The organism is Duganella sp. CF402 (assembly GCF_900109645.1).
GTDB lineage: Bacteria > Pseudomonadota > Gammaproteobacteria > Burkholderiales > Burkholderiaceae_D > Rugamonas.
On record NZ_FOBG01000001.1, the window covers coordinates 2542477 to 2557354 of the forward strand.

The window sequence follows — 14878 nt, forward strand, 5'->3', positions numbered from 1 at the left end:
TCAAGTGAGTGGTTGAAGAGTGATGCGCTGGCGGCTGACGTAGAAGAAGGCGCAAGTGGCTGCAACGCCGACTACCACCGCCAGCACGGCCAGTCCGCCAAAGCCTGCCCGCATGGCGACCGAGCCGGCCAGCGCGGGACCGATGGCGGCGCCGGTCATCATCATGGCCGGCGTGGAAGCGACAGCACGGCCGCTCGGATCGAGCCTGGCGATCAGGCCAAACAGGAAGGTGTGGGTAAAGATCATCACAGCGGCGAACACGCTGCAAGCCAGCGCATACGGCTCGAATACCGGCGAACTGGCGATAATCACCGCCAGCGTGGCCTGCACCAGCGGTGCGATAAGCGCCACGCGGGTGGCAGACAAGCGCTGTTGCAGCAATCCCGCCAGCACCGCCGGCAGCAGGTTGACGAAGCCGCACACCAGCAGCACTTGGTTGACGCGCTCTTGGCCGAAGCCGCGCATCACGCCAATACGGTCCAGCATCGCAAACGTGATCGACTGGTTAAGCGCCATGCAGGTCACGCCCAGCACCGCCAGCCACGCCACACGCGACAGCGGTGCGCGCTCTGCCTCGTGCTGCACATCGCCGACGCTGCGCGGAAAAGCGCTGCACGCGGCGGAGGTCAACGCCATCAGGCCGGCGAACACCATGAACAGGACCTGCCCGCCGCCCGCTGCAATCGCCGGTGGCACCGCACCATAAAACACCACCGCGCCCACGCCGAGCGCAGCGCCGGCCATAGCGAACAGCCGGTGCGGATTGGCGCTGCGGCCGATGGCGCCGTGCACCATCGACAGTCCGGTTCCGAGGCACAGGCCAGCCAGCGCATGCAGCGATAGCAGCGTAGGGAAATCAGTGACTTGCGATGCGCAGGCAAACGCCAATGCTGCACCGCCATATCCGCCGATGGCGCACAGGCGCTGCGGCAAGCGGTTGAAGCGCGGCGCGGCAAACAGGCTGGCGATGACAGCACCCAGCAGGAAGGCCGTGACCACCATGCCGCCATGCTCAAGATCGAAGTGATAGTGCTGCACCAGCGCGCCGACCCACACCGGCAAAGCCACGAGGTCGATCATGCCGGCGAAGTGCGCCAGCATCAATACAGGGTTCATGGGATGTCTCCGTCGTTTTGTTATGTCGACGAAGATAGCAGCGGAACCCGGCAATCTCATAAGCCAGTGTTTCGATACGAGCTATCGCGGTTTGTGATTCCTTTGGGCGATAGCTGGTATCACCAAATTAGGCTTTGGTCGCCTACGGGGCATGGCTAGACTTTCCCTCCATTCGATCACTACAAATAATGGAGACTCCATGAACGGCATCATTTTCAACAACGTGCGCATTTTCGACGGCGCACGCACGCTCGACGCTTCGGGCAAAAGCGGCGTCCGTGTCGAGGGCCAGCGCATCACCCACGTCAGCGCCGGTGAGGCAATTACGCCACAAGAAGGCGACCGCGTGATCGACGGCGCCGGCGCCACCCTGATGCCCGGCCTGATCGAAGCCCACGCCCACCTGTCGTGGCCGAGCTCCGTGGAGCGCTTCGTGCCCGGCATGTCGCTGCCGACCGAAGACCTGGTGCTGACCACCGCCCGCAACGCCCGCATCCTGCTGGACCACGGCTTCACCGGCGCCTATTCGGCGGGCTCGCTGAGCAAGACGGTGGAAACCACGCTCAAGACCTTCATCGACAGCAACGGCATGCCCGGCCCGCGCCTGATCGCCTCGTCCATTGAGCGCTCGCCGCCAAGCGCCGATGAACTGAGCCCCGGCGAAGTGGAAGAACACGGCACCGGTCCGGAAGCGGTGCGCGGCTTCGTGCGCGACTGCGCTGCGCTTGGCGCCAAGTCGGTCAAATTCCTGCTCTCCGGCGAAGATGCGCTGATGCCCGGCGCGTCGCAGCAACTGCTCTACTCGCAAGAGGAAGCCAACGCCGCCGGAGCGCAAGCGCGCGAATCGGACGTGTGGCTGGCAGCCCACGCCCAGGCCTCGGAAGCGGTGAAGATGGCCTTGCGCGCCGGCTTCCGCGTGCTGTATCACTGCACCTACGCCGACGCCGAAGCGCTGGACATGCTGGAAGCGCAGCGCGACAACATCTTCGTGGCACCAGCCATCGGCATTATCCAGGCCACGCTGGACGCCTCGCCGCCGCCGCACTTCGACATGAGCCACATGAAGCGCAGCGCCGCCGAAGTGCTGGAGCTGCAGCGCAAGCTGATACCGGAACTGAAGCGTCGAGGCGTACGCGTGCTGCCGGGTGGCGACTACGGCTTCCCGTTCAACCCAAATGGGCGCAACGCGCGCGACCTCGAATTGTTCGTGCGCCTGTTCGACTACACGCATGAGGAAGCGCTGTCTGCCGCCACCCTGCTGGGCGGCCAGCTGATGGGCATGGGCGATGAACTGGGCCAGATCAAACCGGGCTACCTGGCCGACCTGCTGCTGGTCGACGGCGAACCGGATAAGGACGTCACCGTGCTGCAAGACCGCAAGCGCCTGCGCGCCATCATGAAGGACGGCGCCTTCCACAAAGCACCGCGCTGAGGAACCGCCTATGTCCAATCCATTCGAAGAGGTCATCCGCAAGGCCGGTACTGCCATCGATCCGCCGTTCGCGAAAACGCTCTATGCGCCGTCGCTGGAAAAAATGCCGCCAGGCGGCAGCGTGGAACGCGACCTGGCCTATGGCCCGCATGCGCGCCACAAGCTGGACGTGTACCGACCATTAGGCGCTGCACCGGCGGGCGGCTATCCGGTTCTGATCTTCCTGCATGGCGGCGGCTTCCTGCGTGGCGACAAGGCCGATCGCGAAAACTTCGGCCGCTACTTCTCGCGCCACGGCGTGCTGACCATCGTGCCCAACTACCGCCTGGCGCCGGAGAGCCGCTGGCCGTCCGGCGCGGAGGACGCAGCCGGGGTATTCGCATGGGCGCGCGAGCACGCAACGCGCCGCGGCGGCAACCCACAACACATCGTCATCGCCGGCGAATCGGCCGGCGCGGCGCATGTGGCGGCGGCCACACTGGTCAAGCGCTTCCATCCGGCCAGCGGTTTGCGGCCAGCCGGTATCGCGCTGATTTCCGGCGTCTACAACGCCGGCCTTGAACTGCGTGCACGCGAGCAGTTCGGCATCCTCACGCCGGACCCGCGCAATGAAGCCTACTTTGGCGACGACCTGTCGCGCCACGCCAGCATGTCCACCGTGGACCTGATCGACGCCGACCCAGTACCGATGTTAATCAGCTACGCCGAACTCGATCCACCGCAGATGCAGGTGCAGTCCGGCGAGCTGTTTGCAAGGCTGGTCACGCGCCACGGCTTCAACCCGCAGATCAACGTGGTGGCGGGCCACAACCACCTGACCCAGGTCTATTCGGTCAACACGGGCGATGAAAGCCTCAGCGCCAGATTGCTCAAATTCGTGCGCGATCTGGAATCGTGATACGTGCTATCGCAACTCATCGCTTTCCCGATGAGCGCCACACTGTTATGGTGTGACCAATAAAAAAGCAGTGCAACGGAGACAAAAATGCATCGAAACCGCAACGGGCGCGCACCGCGCCTGCTCGCACTCGCCGCAGCCGTCGGCATGTCCTGTGCCGTGCAGGCCGCCGATCAGGCCTTGTTCCAGCAACCACCGCAAGAAGCGCGCCCGCGCGTCTGGTGGCATTGGATGAATGGCAATGTAGACAACAAGGGCATCAAACTCGATCTGGAATGGATGCACCGCGTCGGCATCGGCGGTGTGCATATCTTCGACGTGGACCTGGGCACCGCGCAGTATGTCGCGCAGCCGGTGGAATTCATGTCGCCACGCTGGCTGGACAGCGTGCGCTATACCACCGCAGAAGCGCGCAAGCTGGACATGGAAGTCGCCGTCGCGGGCGGCAGCGGATGGAGCGAGTCCGGCGGGCCGTGGGTGACGCCGCAGCAAGGCATGAAGAAGTACGTATGGAGCGAGACCAAGGTCGATGGCCCACGCCGTTTCAGCGGCACACTGGCAGCGCCGCCGTCGGTCAGCGGACCTTTTCAGAACATCCCGATTCACCGCCAGTCCGATTTCGCACCGATGCCCGACGGTTCGCCCGGCGGCCAGCCGTACAGCCGCCAGAAGTTCACCGTACCGCAGTGGTACGCCGATGCCGCCGTCATCGCCTATCGCCTGCCGGATGCAGAAGCGGCGGCGCCAGCGCGCACCATCACCGCCAGTGGCGGCAGCTTCAACGCCGCGCTGTTCGATGACGGCGATTTCGAACACGCGCAGAAACTTCCGCTGTCGCCGGATGCAAGCAAGCCGGCATGGGTGCAGATCGAGTACGCACAGCCGGTGCGCGCGCAGGCGGTAACGCTGTCGATCGGTCAGGTGCAGATTCCGGATGGCGCCATCAAGGTCAGCGCCGACGGCGTGAACTGGGACACGGTGGCCCCCCTGCCCGGCTCCGTGCATTCGGGCCTGAGCACCACCACCGGCGTACGCACTTACGCTTTCACCGAACGCGCGGTACGCTTCGTGCGGCTGGAACTGGGCAATCCGGCCCGCAACTTCCTCGACGACGTAATGGGCAAGCCGCGCCAGACCGCGCACGATATCGCCGAATTCTCGGTCGCCACCACGGGCCGCGTGCACCGCTACGAAGACAAGGCGGGCTTCTCGATTGCGGAAGAACTGGAAAGCCTGGCCACGCCGGCCGTCGCCGCCGACATGGCGGTCCGCAGCCAGTCCGTGATCGACCTGACCGGCAAACTGCGCGCCGACGGCAGTCTTGATTGGGACGTTCCGGCCGGCCGCTGGGCCATACTGCGCCTGGGCTACTCGCTCACCGGCCAGACCAATGATCCAGCCACGCAGCAAGGTGTGGGGCTGGAAGTGGACAAGCTGGATCGCGCCGCCGTCACCTCGCATTTCGAAACTTATCTGGGCAAGATGGCCGACGCCAAGGGCCTGAGCCATCTGATGCTCGACAGCTGGGAAGCCAACCAGCAGAACTGGACCGCCAACATGTTGGCCGAGTTCCGCCAGCGGCGCGGCTACGATGCGCTGCCTTGGCTGCCGGTGCTGAGCGGCCGCGTGGTCGACAGCGCCGGGGCCAGCGACCGCTTCCTGTGGGACTTCCGCCGCACCATCGCCGACCTGATCTCCGACAACCATTACGGCGCCGCAGCCGAGGTCGCGCACAAGCACGGTATGCAGCTGTACGCGGAAGCGATGGGCGTCAACCTGCCGACCGTCGGCGATGGCCTGCAAGCCAAGGGCCGCGCCGATATTCCGATGGGCGAGTTCTGGGACCGCAATCCGGGCGACAAGCCGATTGCGAATCAGGTGTCCGATATCCGCGAGGCGGCATCGGCGGCGCACATCTACGGCAAGCAGCTGGTGGCGGCGGAGGCATTCACGGCCACGCCAATGATTCCTTCGTTCAGCCGCAGCCCGCGCGATCTGAAATGGATCGCCGACCAGTACATGGCGCTCGGCGTGAACCGCTTTGTCATTCACGCTTCGCCGCACCAGCCGTTCGAAGATCGCAAGCCGGGCGTGAGCCTGTGGCGCTTCGGCCAGCACTTCACCCGCAACGAGACATGGGCGGAACAAGCGCGCCCCTGGATGGATTACCTGAGCCGCGCTTCCTACATGCTGCAGCAAGGCCGTTCCGTCAACGATATCGCCTATTTCTACGGCGAAGGTGCGCCGGTGGCGGCGCCGTTCGCGGAGCCGGACCGCCCTGGCGTGCCGGCCGGTTTCGGCTACGACTACGTCAACGCCGAGGTCTTGCAACAGCGAGCCAGCGTGCGCGATGGACGCCTTGAACTGGAAGGCGGCGCGTCGTATCGATTGCTGGTGCTGCCGTCCACCACCACGTCCATCAGCCTGCCGCTCCTGCGCAAGCTGCGCGATCTGGTGCAAGCAGGCGCGGTGCTGCTCGGTCCAAAGCCGCGCACCACGCCGGGCATGGGCGATCAGGCCGAGTTGACGCAGATCGCGGAAGCGATGTGGGGCGACGCAGATGGCCGCACCGTCGCCGAGCATCGCTACGGCAAAGGCAAGGTGGTGTCGGGACGCGAGATCGGCACGGTGCTGGAAGGCTTGAATGTGACGCCGGATTATGCGTTCAGCAAGCAGCATGCGGATTCGGAGATCGTCGCCACGCACCGCAGCGACAACGGCACCGAGATCTACTTCGTCGCCAACCAGAAGGCGCGTCCGGAGAAGTTCGAGGCCAGCTTCCGCGTCAGCGGCCTGCGCCCGGAACTGTGGCACGCAGACAGCGGCAAGACCACGCCAGCCACTTGGCGCGAAGAAGGCGGCCGCACCATCGTGTCGCTGGACATGGAGCAGCACGGCTCCGTGTTCGTGGTCTTCCGCAACGCCACCGCGCCCGCAGCGGCGCCGGGGACGGTCGCTGTCGCGCCGGCCGCGCCGATCACGCGTCAACTGGCCACGCTGGCCGGACCGTGGAAGCTTGACTTCGCGCCTGGCGGCGGCGCGCCTGCCAGTATCACGCTGCCGGCCCTCACGTCGTGGAGCGCATCGCAGATCGACGGCATCAAGTACTACTCCGGCAGCGCCACCTACCGCCGCGAGCTGAAAGCCGATGCGGCATGGCTGCGCAAGAACGCCCGCATCCTGCTGGACCTCGGCCAGGTCGAGGTGATGGCGCAAGTCACACTGAATGGCAAGCCACTGCCGCTGCTCTGGAAGCCACCCTACGTGGCCGACGTCACTGGCCTGCTCAAACCGGGCAGCAACGCGCTGGAGATCACCGTCACCAACCTGTGGCCTAACCGCCTGATTGGCGACGCCCAGCCAGGTGTAACGCAACCGATCACCTTCAGCACCTTCAAGCCCTACCAAGCTGACGGCAAACTCATGCCAAGCGGCCTGCTGGGACCTGTGCGCCTGCTGTCGCGCACCGCCGAATAAAAAACCAAAGGAGACACCATGCAAGACAAGAAAATCATCGCATCCCGCCGCAGCACCCTGAAGGCCGTCGCCGCGCTGGCCGGCGGCACGCTGCTCTCACCACTGTCGTTCGCTGCCGACAAGGGCTACCGCTTCCCGCAAGGCTTCCTGTGGGGCGCGGCGGTCGCCGGCCACCAGGTCGAAGGCGACAACGTCCATAGCGACGCCTGGCTGCTGGAAAACGTCAAGCCATCCATCTTCGTCGAACCATCCGGCGCGGGCGTGGACCACTACCGCCTGTTCGCCGAAGACATCGCCATGCTGGCCTCACTGGGCCTGAACACCTTCCGCTTCTCGATCGAGTGGGCGCGCGTGGAACCGGAAGAAGGCATGTTCTCGGTCGCCGCCATCGAGCACTATCGCGATGTACTGAAGGCCTGCCACAAGCACAAAATTAAAGCGGTGGTCTCGTTCAACCACTTCATTACGCCTTACTGGTTCGGCGGCCGCGGCGGCTGGGAAGCGGAAGGCGCAGCGCAACTGTTCGCACGCTATTGCAGCAAAGTGGCGCAGGAGCTGGGCTCCATGATGACGCTGGCCACCACCTTCAACGAGCCGAATCTGGCGCGCCTGCTGTTCGGCATTCCAGGCCCGCTGTCCGGCCTGACCGGCATCCCGCCGGAAAAAGCCATGCTGGCGGAAGCGGGCAAGCGCGCCGGCACCGGCAAGTTCTCCTCGTGGATCTTCGGCGACTTCGACAAAATCGAGACCGGCTTGCTGGAAGGCCATCGCCTCGGCTACCAGGCCATCAAGGCTGCTTGTCCGAAGCTGCCGGTTGGCCTGTCGCTGGCCATCGCCGACGACCAGGCGGTGGGCGATCCCGCCATGCGCGACCGCAAGCGCGCCATCGCCTACCTGCCGTGGTTCAAGGCCGTCAGCGAGCATGGCGATTTCGTCGGCGTGCAGACCTACACCCGAGCGCTGGTCTCGCCGGAGGGCGAGCTGCCGACACCTGCCGGCGCGCGCCTGACCAGCAACGGCATGGAATTCTGGCCGGAAGCGCTGGGCGCCACCATCCGCTACACCGCCGAACACGTGAAGCTGCCGATCTACGTTACCGAAAACGGCATCTCGACCGACGACGACAAGCAGCGTGAGGAATACATCCAGCGCGCGCTGAAGGGTGTTGCCGGCTGCCTGCGCGACGGCATCGACGTGCGCGGCTACCTGCACTGGTCGCTGCTGGATAACTTCGAGTGGATCTTCGGCTACAAGCCGCATTTCGGCCTGATCGCCGTGGACCGCGCCACCATGCGCCGCACCATCAAGCCGAGCGCGCGCCTGCTCGGGTCCATCGCTCGCAAGAACAGCATCTGATGCAGCGGGAACGGCCTGCTTGCGCCCCGGCGCAAGCATCGCGTACCATGTATCCGTCGGATCATGGAGGGTAGCGCATGCGATTCAACCGTTTAGACCTGAACCTGCTGTTGGCGCTCGACGCGCTGCTGAAGGAACAGAACATCACGCGGGCCGCTGCGCGCGTGAATGTCAGCCAGTCCGCCATGAGCGGCATGCTGGCGCGCCTGCGCGAATTCTTCGAGGATGAACTGCTGGCAGCCGTCGGCCGCAACATGGAGCCGACGGTGCTGGGCCGCCAGCTGGAAGCGCCGGTGCGCGACTTGATCCTGCACATCCAGGCCACGGTCGGCATGCGGGTCAACTTCGATCCGGCCAAGGAAACGCGCATCGTCAAGATCATGGTATCCGACTACGCCACCGAGGTTTTCCTCAACCGCGTGGTGGCGCGCGTGCTGCGCGATGCGCCCAACATGACGCTCGACCTGGTGCCCTTGTCGGACGACGCCAGCGAGCAGCTGCGGCGCGGCGAGAACGACTTCCTCATCATTCCACGCCACTTCCTGGCGGAAGAGCATCCGCAACGGCTGCTGTTCGAAGACAGCTACTGCGCCGTGATCTGGGAAGGCAACACCCAAGTGGGCGACGTGCTCGATGCCGAAACCTATCTGCGCCTGCCGCACGTGGCGCCGATGCTGGGGCGCCCACGCTCGGCCACCTTCGAAGAGCTGATGCTGCAGGGCCAGGGTGTGCAGCGGCGCATCAGGGTCACCACGTCCGATTTCGTCAGCATGGCATCGGTGTTGATCGGCACCGACCTGGTGGCGACCATGCACACGCGGCTGGCGCAATCGTGCGCACGGCGTTTGCCGGTTCGCCTGCTGCCCCTGCCCTACACGCTGCCGTTGATGGCGGAGTGCGTGCAGTGGCATCGCTTTCAGGAAAACGACCCTTGCCACATCTGGCTGCGCGGCGTGATGCTGGAAGTCGCCAAGGCTATGCCGCCGCACGAAGTGCTGGCAACGCAGGTGCGGTGATAGCAGGTATCGCCAAATCCGGCTTCAGGATGGCGGAACGCGGCGGTATGCTGTATTTCGGGGCTATCAATCGGAAGGAATGCCATGCCCGGCATAGTTTTTCATAACGTGAATATTTTTGACGGCAGCGGTCCGCTGCCGGGCATCAGCGCCGTGCGCGTCGAAGGTTCGAACATCGTCGAACTGGGCGCGGACGTGGCGGCGCTGAGTGGCGTGGCCGATCGCCTGATCGACGGCGGCGGCCGCACCTTGATGCCGGGGTTGGTGGAGGCGCACGCCCATCTGTCGTGGCCCAGCTCCATCGAGCGGCTGGTGCCCAGCCTTTCGCTGCCGCCGGAAGACCTGATCCTGACGACCGCGCGCAACGCGCGCATCCTGCTCGATCACGGCTACACCAGTGCCTACTCGGCGGGCTCGCTGAGCAAGACCATCGAAGTCACGCTGAATTCATTCATCCAGAGCGGCGGCATGCCGGGGCCGCGCCTGATCGCATCGTCGATCGAACGCGAGCCGCCGACTTCCGGCGCCTTCGATGGCGGTAAGGTCGATCCGCATGGCAGCGGGCCGGAAGCGGTGCGCGCCTTCGTGCGCGAATGCGCGACGCTGGGGGCGAAGTCGGTGAAGTTCTTGTTGTCCGGCGAGGACGCGCTCAAGCCGGGCAGCTCGCAGGAGCTGTTGTACACGCAGGAGGAGGCCAATGCGGCGGGCGAACAGGCGCGCATCTCGGGTGTGTGGCTGGCGGCGCATGCGCAGGCCGCAGCGGCGGTGAAGATGGCGTTGCGCGCCAACTTCCGCGTGCTGTATCACTGTACCTGGGCCGACGTCGAAGCGCTGGACATGATGGAAGATAAGCGCGACGAGATCTTCGTCGGTCCGGCAGTGGGCATCATCCAGGCCACGCTGGATGCCGAACCGCCGCCGGGCGTCGACATGACCGACATGAAGCGCAGCGCGGCGCAAGTGCTGGCGCGCCAGCGCGAGCTGGTACCGGAACTGCGCCGGCGCGGCATCCGCGTGCTGCCAGGCGGCGACTACGGCTTCCCCTTCAACCCAACGGGCCGCAACGCGCGCGACCTCGAACTGTTCGTGCGCCACTTCGGCTACACGCCGCGCGAAACGCTGGAAGCAGCGACGCGGCTGGGCGGAGAACTGATGGGCATGGAGCACCTGCTGGGCCGCATCAAACCCGGCTACCTGGCCGACCTGCTGATGGTCGACGGCGATCCGCTGCAAGACATCACTATCCTGCAAAACCGCCACAACCTCCACGCCATCATGAAAGACGGCCGCTTCCACAAAGAGCCCGTTTGATCTAGATCAAACCTCCATTCGGGGATCGGCGCAGCATCAAGAAGTGCCGGTATCTCATGAATGGAGCACGTTATGTCTGCGCAATTTGACCAACGCGAACCTCAAGCCTATGATCGGTCTATGGAAACGCACATCCACAAATTGGAAAGTGAACTAATAGCCCTCAAGACTGACGTGGCTATCATCAAGTCCAACTACGCCACCAAAGCGGACGTTGCCGATGCAAAAAATTCCGTGATTATCTGGGTAGTCAGCGCCGTTCTGCTCGCACAACTGCTGCCGGCACTGCTGAAAGCATTCAGCTAATCACTGCTTTCAGACCATAGAGAGCACAAAAAAAGACCTACGCGCATAAGCAACGTAAGTCTTTGATTTTATTGTGTTGGTCGGGGCGAGAGGATTCGAACCTCCGACCCCATGCACCCCATGCATGTACGCTACCGGACTGCGCTACGCCCCGACGAACCAAATTATTATAGCAGCGGGTTTAAGTATTTGTCATGTTTGCTTTGCGCCGTTATGATGACCGCATGAATCCCGCCGACCTTGAACATGCCGCCGCCCTCGTCGCCCAAGCCGATCTGCTGATCGTGGCCGCTGGTGCGGGCATGGGCGTGGACTCCGGCTTACCGGATTTTCGCGGCAATCAGGGCTTCTGGAAGGCTTATCCTGCCCTCGCCCGCGCGCGCATGGAGTTCACCAGTGTGGCGTCGCCGTCTACTTTTCATGAGGATCCGGCGCTGGCCTGGGGCTTTTATGGGCACCGGCTTAACTTGTATCGCGCCACCGTGCCGCACGAAGGCTTCTGGCTGCTGAAGAAATGGGGCGAGCGGATGGAACATGGCTACGCGGTCTTCACCAGCAATGTGGATGGCCATTTTCAGGCTGCCGGCTTTGATCCGCAGCGCATCTATGAGTGTCACGGGTCGATTCATCACTTGCAGTGCCTTGCGCCGTGCGGCGAGCAGATATGGCCGGCGGACGGCTACACGCCGCAGGTCGACAACGAAGCGTGCAGGCTGTTGAACGAACCGCCAACTTGCCCGCACTGCGGCGCTTTGGCGCGGCCGAATATTTTGATGTTTGGCGACTGGGGATGGAACGAGCAGCGCGCCGCCGCGCAGGAAGCGCACTTGCAACGCCTGCTGCACAAGGCGGCACGTCCGCTGGTGGTGGAGCTGGGCGCAGGAACGGCGATTCCTTCGGTGCGGTATTTCGGTCAGAGCGTGATCAGCCATCACAACGGCCGGATGGTCCGCATTAATCCGCGCGAGCCGCAAGTCGCCAGCCCGAGTGATGTCGGACTGGCGGAAGCAGCCCTTGCCGGGCTGCGCGCCATCGATGCACTGCTATAAACGGTTTATACCAATTTCACGGTAATCGGCGACAGGCCTTCGACCTTGCCTTCCAATACCTGGCCGCGCACCACCGCGCCCACACCTTCCGGCGTGCCGCTGAAAATCAGGTCGCCCGGCGCCAGCGTGAACAGCGTCGACAAGTTGGCGATGGTTTCGTTGATCGACCAGATCAGATGCGAGATGGTCGATGACTGCTTGGTCACGCCATCCACATCCAGCTGGATCGCCGCGTTGTTGATATCGCCCGCATCAGCCGCAGGATGAATCAAGCCGATCGGCGCCGAGAAATCGAACGCCTTGCCGATTTCCCACGGACGGCCCGCATCACGCATCTTGAATTGCAGGTCGCGGCGCGTCATGTCGAAGCCGACCGCGTAGCCGTAGATGTGCGACGCCGCATCCTCCACGGCGATATTTGCGCCGCCCTTGCCGATGGCGACCACCAGCTCGCACTCGTAGTGCAGGTTATTGGTCACCGGTGGATAAGGCAGTTCCAGCACGCGGTTCGGCGCGGCCGGCACCACGGCTTGCGCATCACCCGGTTTGCAGAAGAAGAATGGCGGTTCGCGGTCCGGATCGGAACCCATCTCGCGCGCGTGGCCGGCGTAGTTGCGGCCGACGCAGTAGACGCGGCGCACCGGGAACAGATCAGCAGTGCCGGCGACCGGCAGGCCGACGATGTCGTGGGCGGGAATAACGTAGGAAGTCATGATGCTCCTGTAAGCTGGAAGAAGACATCAGACATGGTACAACAGCATCCGCCCACCTGCAGCGGGCGGATACATTAAGAGACAAATCAGGTCAGCAACAGCGCCTTCAAGGCGACGCGGTAGCCTTCAACCAGTGCGGTGCGGTTGAGCTGCGGGCGATGCAGCGAACGTATCGGCAGCCCGTGGAACAACGACACCACGGTATCGATGCGCCCATCCAGCAGTTCGTCGTCCACCGGCAGGCCGCGCCGCTCGCGCTCGCGCTTGATGATGGGACGGAAGCGGTCCATCGCCGTCTGGTCGCCGGCACGCAGCGCTTCGGCGATCTTCGGATTGCGTGCCGCTTCGGCGAACATTTCCAGCGGCAGCTGGAAAAACTGCGGATCGAGATTCTCATCCACGTGTTTTGGGGCGTCGTCGATCATCGCTTGCAGCGGATCGTCCTTGCCTTCGAGTTCGCGCAACTGCCCGGTCACGTGCTCCACTTCGAGATCGACGAAGGCCATGACGATGGCTTCCTTGTTCTCAAAGTAGTTGTAGATGTGGCCCGCGCTCATGCCCGCTTCCTTGGAGATTTCGGACATGCTGGCGCCGTGGAAGCCGCTGCGCGCGAAGCACACCGCTGCCGCCTGCAAGACCTGGTTGCGGCGGTTTTGCGCGCGTTCCGGGTCTGTGCGCCGTTTGACGTCGAATTTCATGGAGCGATCCTGCATGGATGATATTAGGTTCATTATACCGGCGGGAGCCCTCGCCCCCGCCGTTTTGAATCAACCGCGCGGTTGCGGCAATTCCGGCTGCCAGCCGCCGCCGAGCACCTTGTACAGGGTGACGGCATTGCTGCTCTTGGCCAGGCGCGTGCTGATCAGGCCTTGTTGGGCCGCATACAGCGCGCGTTGCGACACCAGCGCGTTCAGGTACGAATCCGCACCTTTCTGATAGCGCGCTTCGTTGATGGTGTAGCTCTTCTGCGCCGCATCGACCAGCGCCTGCTGCGAAGCCAGACGCTCATCCACCGTGCCGCGCGTAGCCAGTGCATCGGCCACTTCGCGGAACGCGGTCTGCACCGCCTTCTCGTACTGCGCCACCGAGATGTCGCGGTCGGCCTTGGCGATATTCAGATTGGCGCGGTTGACGCCACCATCGAAGATCGGCAGGTTGATCGCCGGCGCAAACGTCCACGCCGACGAACCGGCCTTGAACAAACCGGACAAGGTCGAACTCGCGCTGCCGCCCGACGCCGTCAGCGAAATGCTCGGGAAGAAGGCGGCACGCGCCACGCCGATGTTGGCGTTGGCGGCGCGCAGCGCGCGTTCCGCTTCCTGCACGTCCGGACGCGATTGCAGCAGGTCCGACGGCAGGCCGGCCGGAATCGCCGCCAGCTGGGTCACCTCGCCGAGGTCACCGGTCGGCAGCAGCTCTTCCGGCACGGCGCTGCCGACCAGCAGCGTCAATGCATTCTGGTCCAGCGCCACTTGCGCGGTGTAGACGGCGGCGTCGTTGCGCGCCGATTCCAGCGTGGTCTGGGCATCGTACATATCGGTGCCGGCCACCACGCCCGAAGCGAAGCGCTTCTTGCTCAGGTCATAGCTGGTCTGCTGCGACTTCAGCGTTTCCTGCGCCAGCTTCAAACGCTGTTGGTCAGCGATCAGCGTCAGGTAGGCATTGGCCACTTCCGACACCAGCGTAATCTGCTGCGTGCGGCGTGCCTCTTCGGTGCCGAGGTAACTCTGCAAGCCGGCTTCCGACTGGTTGCGCACCTTGCCGAAGAAATCCAGCTCGTACGAAGACATCACCAGGCCGCCGTTGTACTGGCGGTTGATAGCCGCTTCGCCGGTGCCGGTCATGTTGGACGGCGTGCGCGAGACGCTCTGGTTCACATTCGCCGACAGCTTCGGCAGCAGCGCCGCCGTGTCGATGTTGTACTGGGCCTTGGCCTTCTCGATGTTCAGCACCGACACGCGCAGGTCGCGGTTGTTGGCCAGCGCCAGCTCGATCACCTTGCGCAGCTTCTCGTCGGAGAAGTATTCGCGCCACTGGATCTGCGACACCGGCTTGGCGTCGGCAGCGGCGGCAGGCACGCCCTGGTAGGCGTCGCCGGTCGGCCATGCCTGGGTTACCGGTTGCGCCGGGCGTTCATACACCGGCGCCAGGCTGCAGCCGGCCAACATCACCAGCGCCGCCATCGTAATTAAAGACTTTTTCAT

General features: G+C 64.1%; 12 protein-coding genes and 1 tRNA gene. 8 read left to right on the top strand and 5 right to left on the bottom strand.

From position 1 onward, the window contains the following. Window positions 1-1116 carry an MFS transporter gene (locus BMZ70_RS11420; protein WP_092273862.1) on the bottom strand — a complete coding sequence of 372 codons (1116 nt, stop codon included), beginning with the start codon at window positions 1114-1116 and terminating at the stop codon, window positions 1-3. 199 nt (window positions 1117-1315) lie between these two features. Between BMZ70_RS11420 and BMZ70_RS11425 the strand changes: the two genes are divergently transcribed. The 7 genes from BMZ70_RS11425 (at window position 1316) to BMZ70_RS28005 (ending at window position 10912) form a co-directional block, all read left to right on the top strand. Beyond that, window positions 1316-2548 (top strand): amidohydrolase family protein, encoded by a 1233-nt coding sequence (locus BMZ70_RS11425; RefSeq protein ID WP_092273865.1) that lies wholly within the window; start codon window positions 1316-1318, stop codon window positions 2546-2548. 10 nt (window positions 2549-2558) lie between these two features. Continuing rightward, on the top strand, window positions 2559-3446 hold the full coding sequence (locus BMZ70_RS11430) for an alpha/beta hydrolase (RefSeq protein ID WP_092273868.1): 888 nt from the start codon (window positions 2559-2561) through the stop codon (window positions 3444-3446). Between the two features lie 87 nt (window positions 3447-3533). Then, window positions 3534-6923, top strand: a complete 3390-nt coding sequence (locus tag BMZ70_RS11435; RefSeq protein WP_092273871.1) for a glycosyl hydrolase — start codon at window positions 3534-3536, stop codon at window positions 6921-6923. 18 nt (window positions 6924-6941) lie between these two features. Further along, window positions 6942-8279 carry a glycoside hydrolase family 1 protein gene (locus BMZ70_RS11440; protein WP_092273874.1) on the top strand — a complete coding sequence of 446 codons (1338 nt, stop codon included), beginning with the start codon at window positions 6942-6944 and terminating at the stop codon, window positions 8277-8279. 77 nt (window positions 8280-8356) lie between these two features. Beyond that, window positions 8357-9295, top strand: a complete 939-nt coding sequence (locus tag BMZ70_RS11445; protein WP_092273877.1) for a LysR family transcriptional regulator — start codon at window positions 8357-8359, stop codon at window positions 9293-9295. An 84-nt stretch (window positions 9296-9379) separates the two neighbouring features. Next, window positions 9380-10606 (top strand): amidohydrolase family protein, encoded by a 1227-nt coding sequence (locus BMZ70_RS11450; RefSeq protein ID WP_092273880.1) that lies wholly within the window; start codon window positions 9380-9382, stop codon window positions 10604-10606. Between the two features lie 72 nt (window positions 10607-10678). Further along, window positions 10679-10912, top strand: coding sequence for a hypothetical protein (locus BMZ70_RS28005; protein WP_130300799.1), 234 nt, complete (start codon window positions 10679-10681; stop codon window positions 10910-10912). A 77-nt stretch (window positions 10913-10989) separates the two neighbouring features. Here BMZ70_RS28005 and BMZ70_RS11455 read toward each other — a convergent pair. After that, a tRNA-Pro gene (locus BMZ70_RS11455) sits at window positions 10990-11066 on the bottom strand. 70 nt (window positions 11067-11136) lie between these two features. Here BMZ70_RS11455 and BMZ70_RS11460 point away from each other — a divergent pair. Continuing rightward, window positions 11137-11961 (top strand): SIR2 family NAD-dependent protein deacylase, encoded by an 825-nt coding sequence (locus BMZ70_RS11460; protein ID WP_092277762.1) that lies wholly within the window; start codon window positions 11137-11139, stop codon window positions 11959-11961. Between the two features lie 5 nt (window positions 11962-11966). Here BMZ70_RS11460 and BMZ70_RS11465 read toward each other — a convergent pair whose 3' ends face one another. The 3 genes from BMZ70_RS11465 to adeC all read right to left on the bottom strand — a co-directional run bounded on the left by BMZ70_RS11465 (window position 11967) and on the right by adeC (window position 14878). Then, window positions 11967-12674, bottom strand: coding sequence for a fumarylacetoacetate hydrolase family protein (locus BMZ70_RS11465; protein WP_092273883.1), 708 nt, complete (start codon window positions 12672-12674; stop codon window positions 11967-11969). An 86-nt stretch (window positions 12675-12760) separates the two neighbouring features. After that, entirely contained in the window at window positions 12761-13372 is a 612-nt protein-coding gene (locus BMZ70_RS11470) for a TetR/AcrR family transcriptional regulator (protein ID WP_092277764.1), read from the bottom strand. A 69-nt stretch (window positions 13373-13441) separates the two neighbouring features. Continuing rightward, a complete protein-coding gene (gene adeC, locus BMZ70_RS11475; RefSeq protein WP_092273886.1) occupies window positions 13442-14878 on the bottom strand; it encodes an AdeC/AdeK/OprM family multidrug efflux complex outer membrane factor in 1437 nt (478 codons plus the stop codon).

Excerpts from the sequence above, each read along its gene's own strand:
- BMZ70_RS11465 (WP_092273883.1), bottom strand. The coding sequence starts at position 12,674 with ATGACTTCCTACGTTATTCCCGCCCACGACATCGTCGGCCTGCCGGTC.
- BMZ70_RS11440 (WP_092273874.1), top strand. The coding sequence starts at position 6,942 with ATGCAAGACAAGAAAATCATCGCATCCCGCCGCAGCACCCTGAAGGCC.
- adeC (WP_092273886.1), bottom strand. The coding sequence starts at position 14,878 with ATGAAAAAGTCTTTAATTACGATGGCGGCGCTGGTGATGTTGGCCGGC.
- BMZ70_RS11460 (WP_092277762.1), top strand. The coding sequence starts at position 11,137 with ATGAATCCCGCCGACCTTGAACATGCCGCCGCCCTCGTCGCCCAAGCC.
- BMZ70_RS28005 (WP_130300799.1), top strand. The coding sequence starts at position 10,679 with ATGTCTGCGCAATTTGACCAACGCGAACCTCAAGCCTATGATCGGTCT.
- BMZ70_RS11435 (WP_092273871.1), top strand. The coding sequence starts at position 3,534 with ATGCATCGAAACCGCAACGGGCGCGCACCGCGCCTGCTCGCACTCGCC.
- BMZ70_RS11470 (WP_092277764.1), bottom strand. The coding sequence starts at position 13,372 with ATGAAATTCGACGTCAAACGGCGCACAGACCCGGAACGCGCGCAAAAC.
- BMZ70_RS11425 (WP_092273865.1), top strand. The coding sequence starts at position 1,316 with ATGAACGGCATCATTTTCAACAACGTGCGCATTTTCGACGGCGCACGC.
- BMZ70_RS11450 (WP_092273880.1), top strand. The coding sequence starts at position 9,380 with ATGCCCGGCATAGTTTTTCATAACGTGAATATTTTTGACGGCAGCGGT.
- BMZ70_RS11430 (WP_092273868.1), top strand. The coding sequence starts at position 2,559 with ATGTCCAATCCATTCGAAGAGGTCATCCGCAAGGCCGGTACTGCCATC.
- BMZ70_RS11445 (WP_092273877.1), top strand. The coding sequence starts at position 8,357 with ATGCGATTCAACCGTTTAGACCTGAACCTGCTGTTGGCGCTCGACGCG.
- BMZ70_RS11420 (WP_092273862.1), bottom strand. The coding sequence starts at position 1,116 with ATGAACCCTGTATTGATGCTGGCGCACTTCGCCGGCATGATCGACCTC.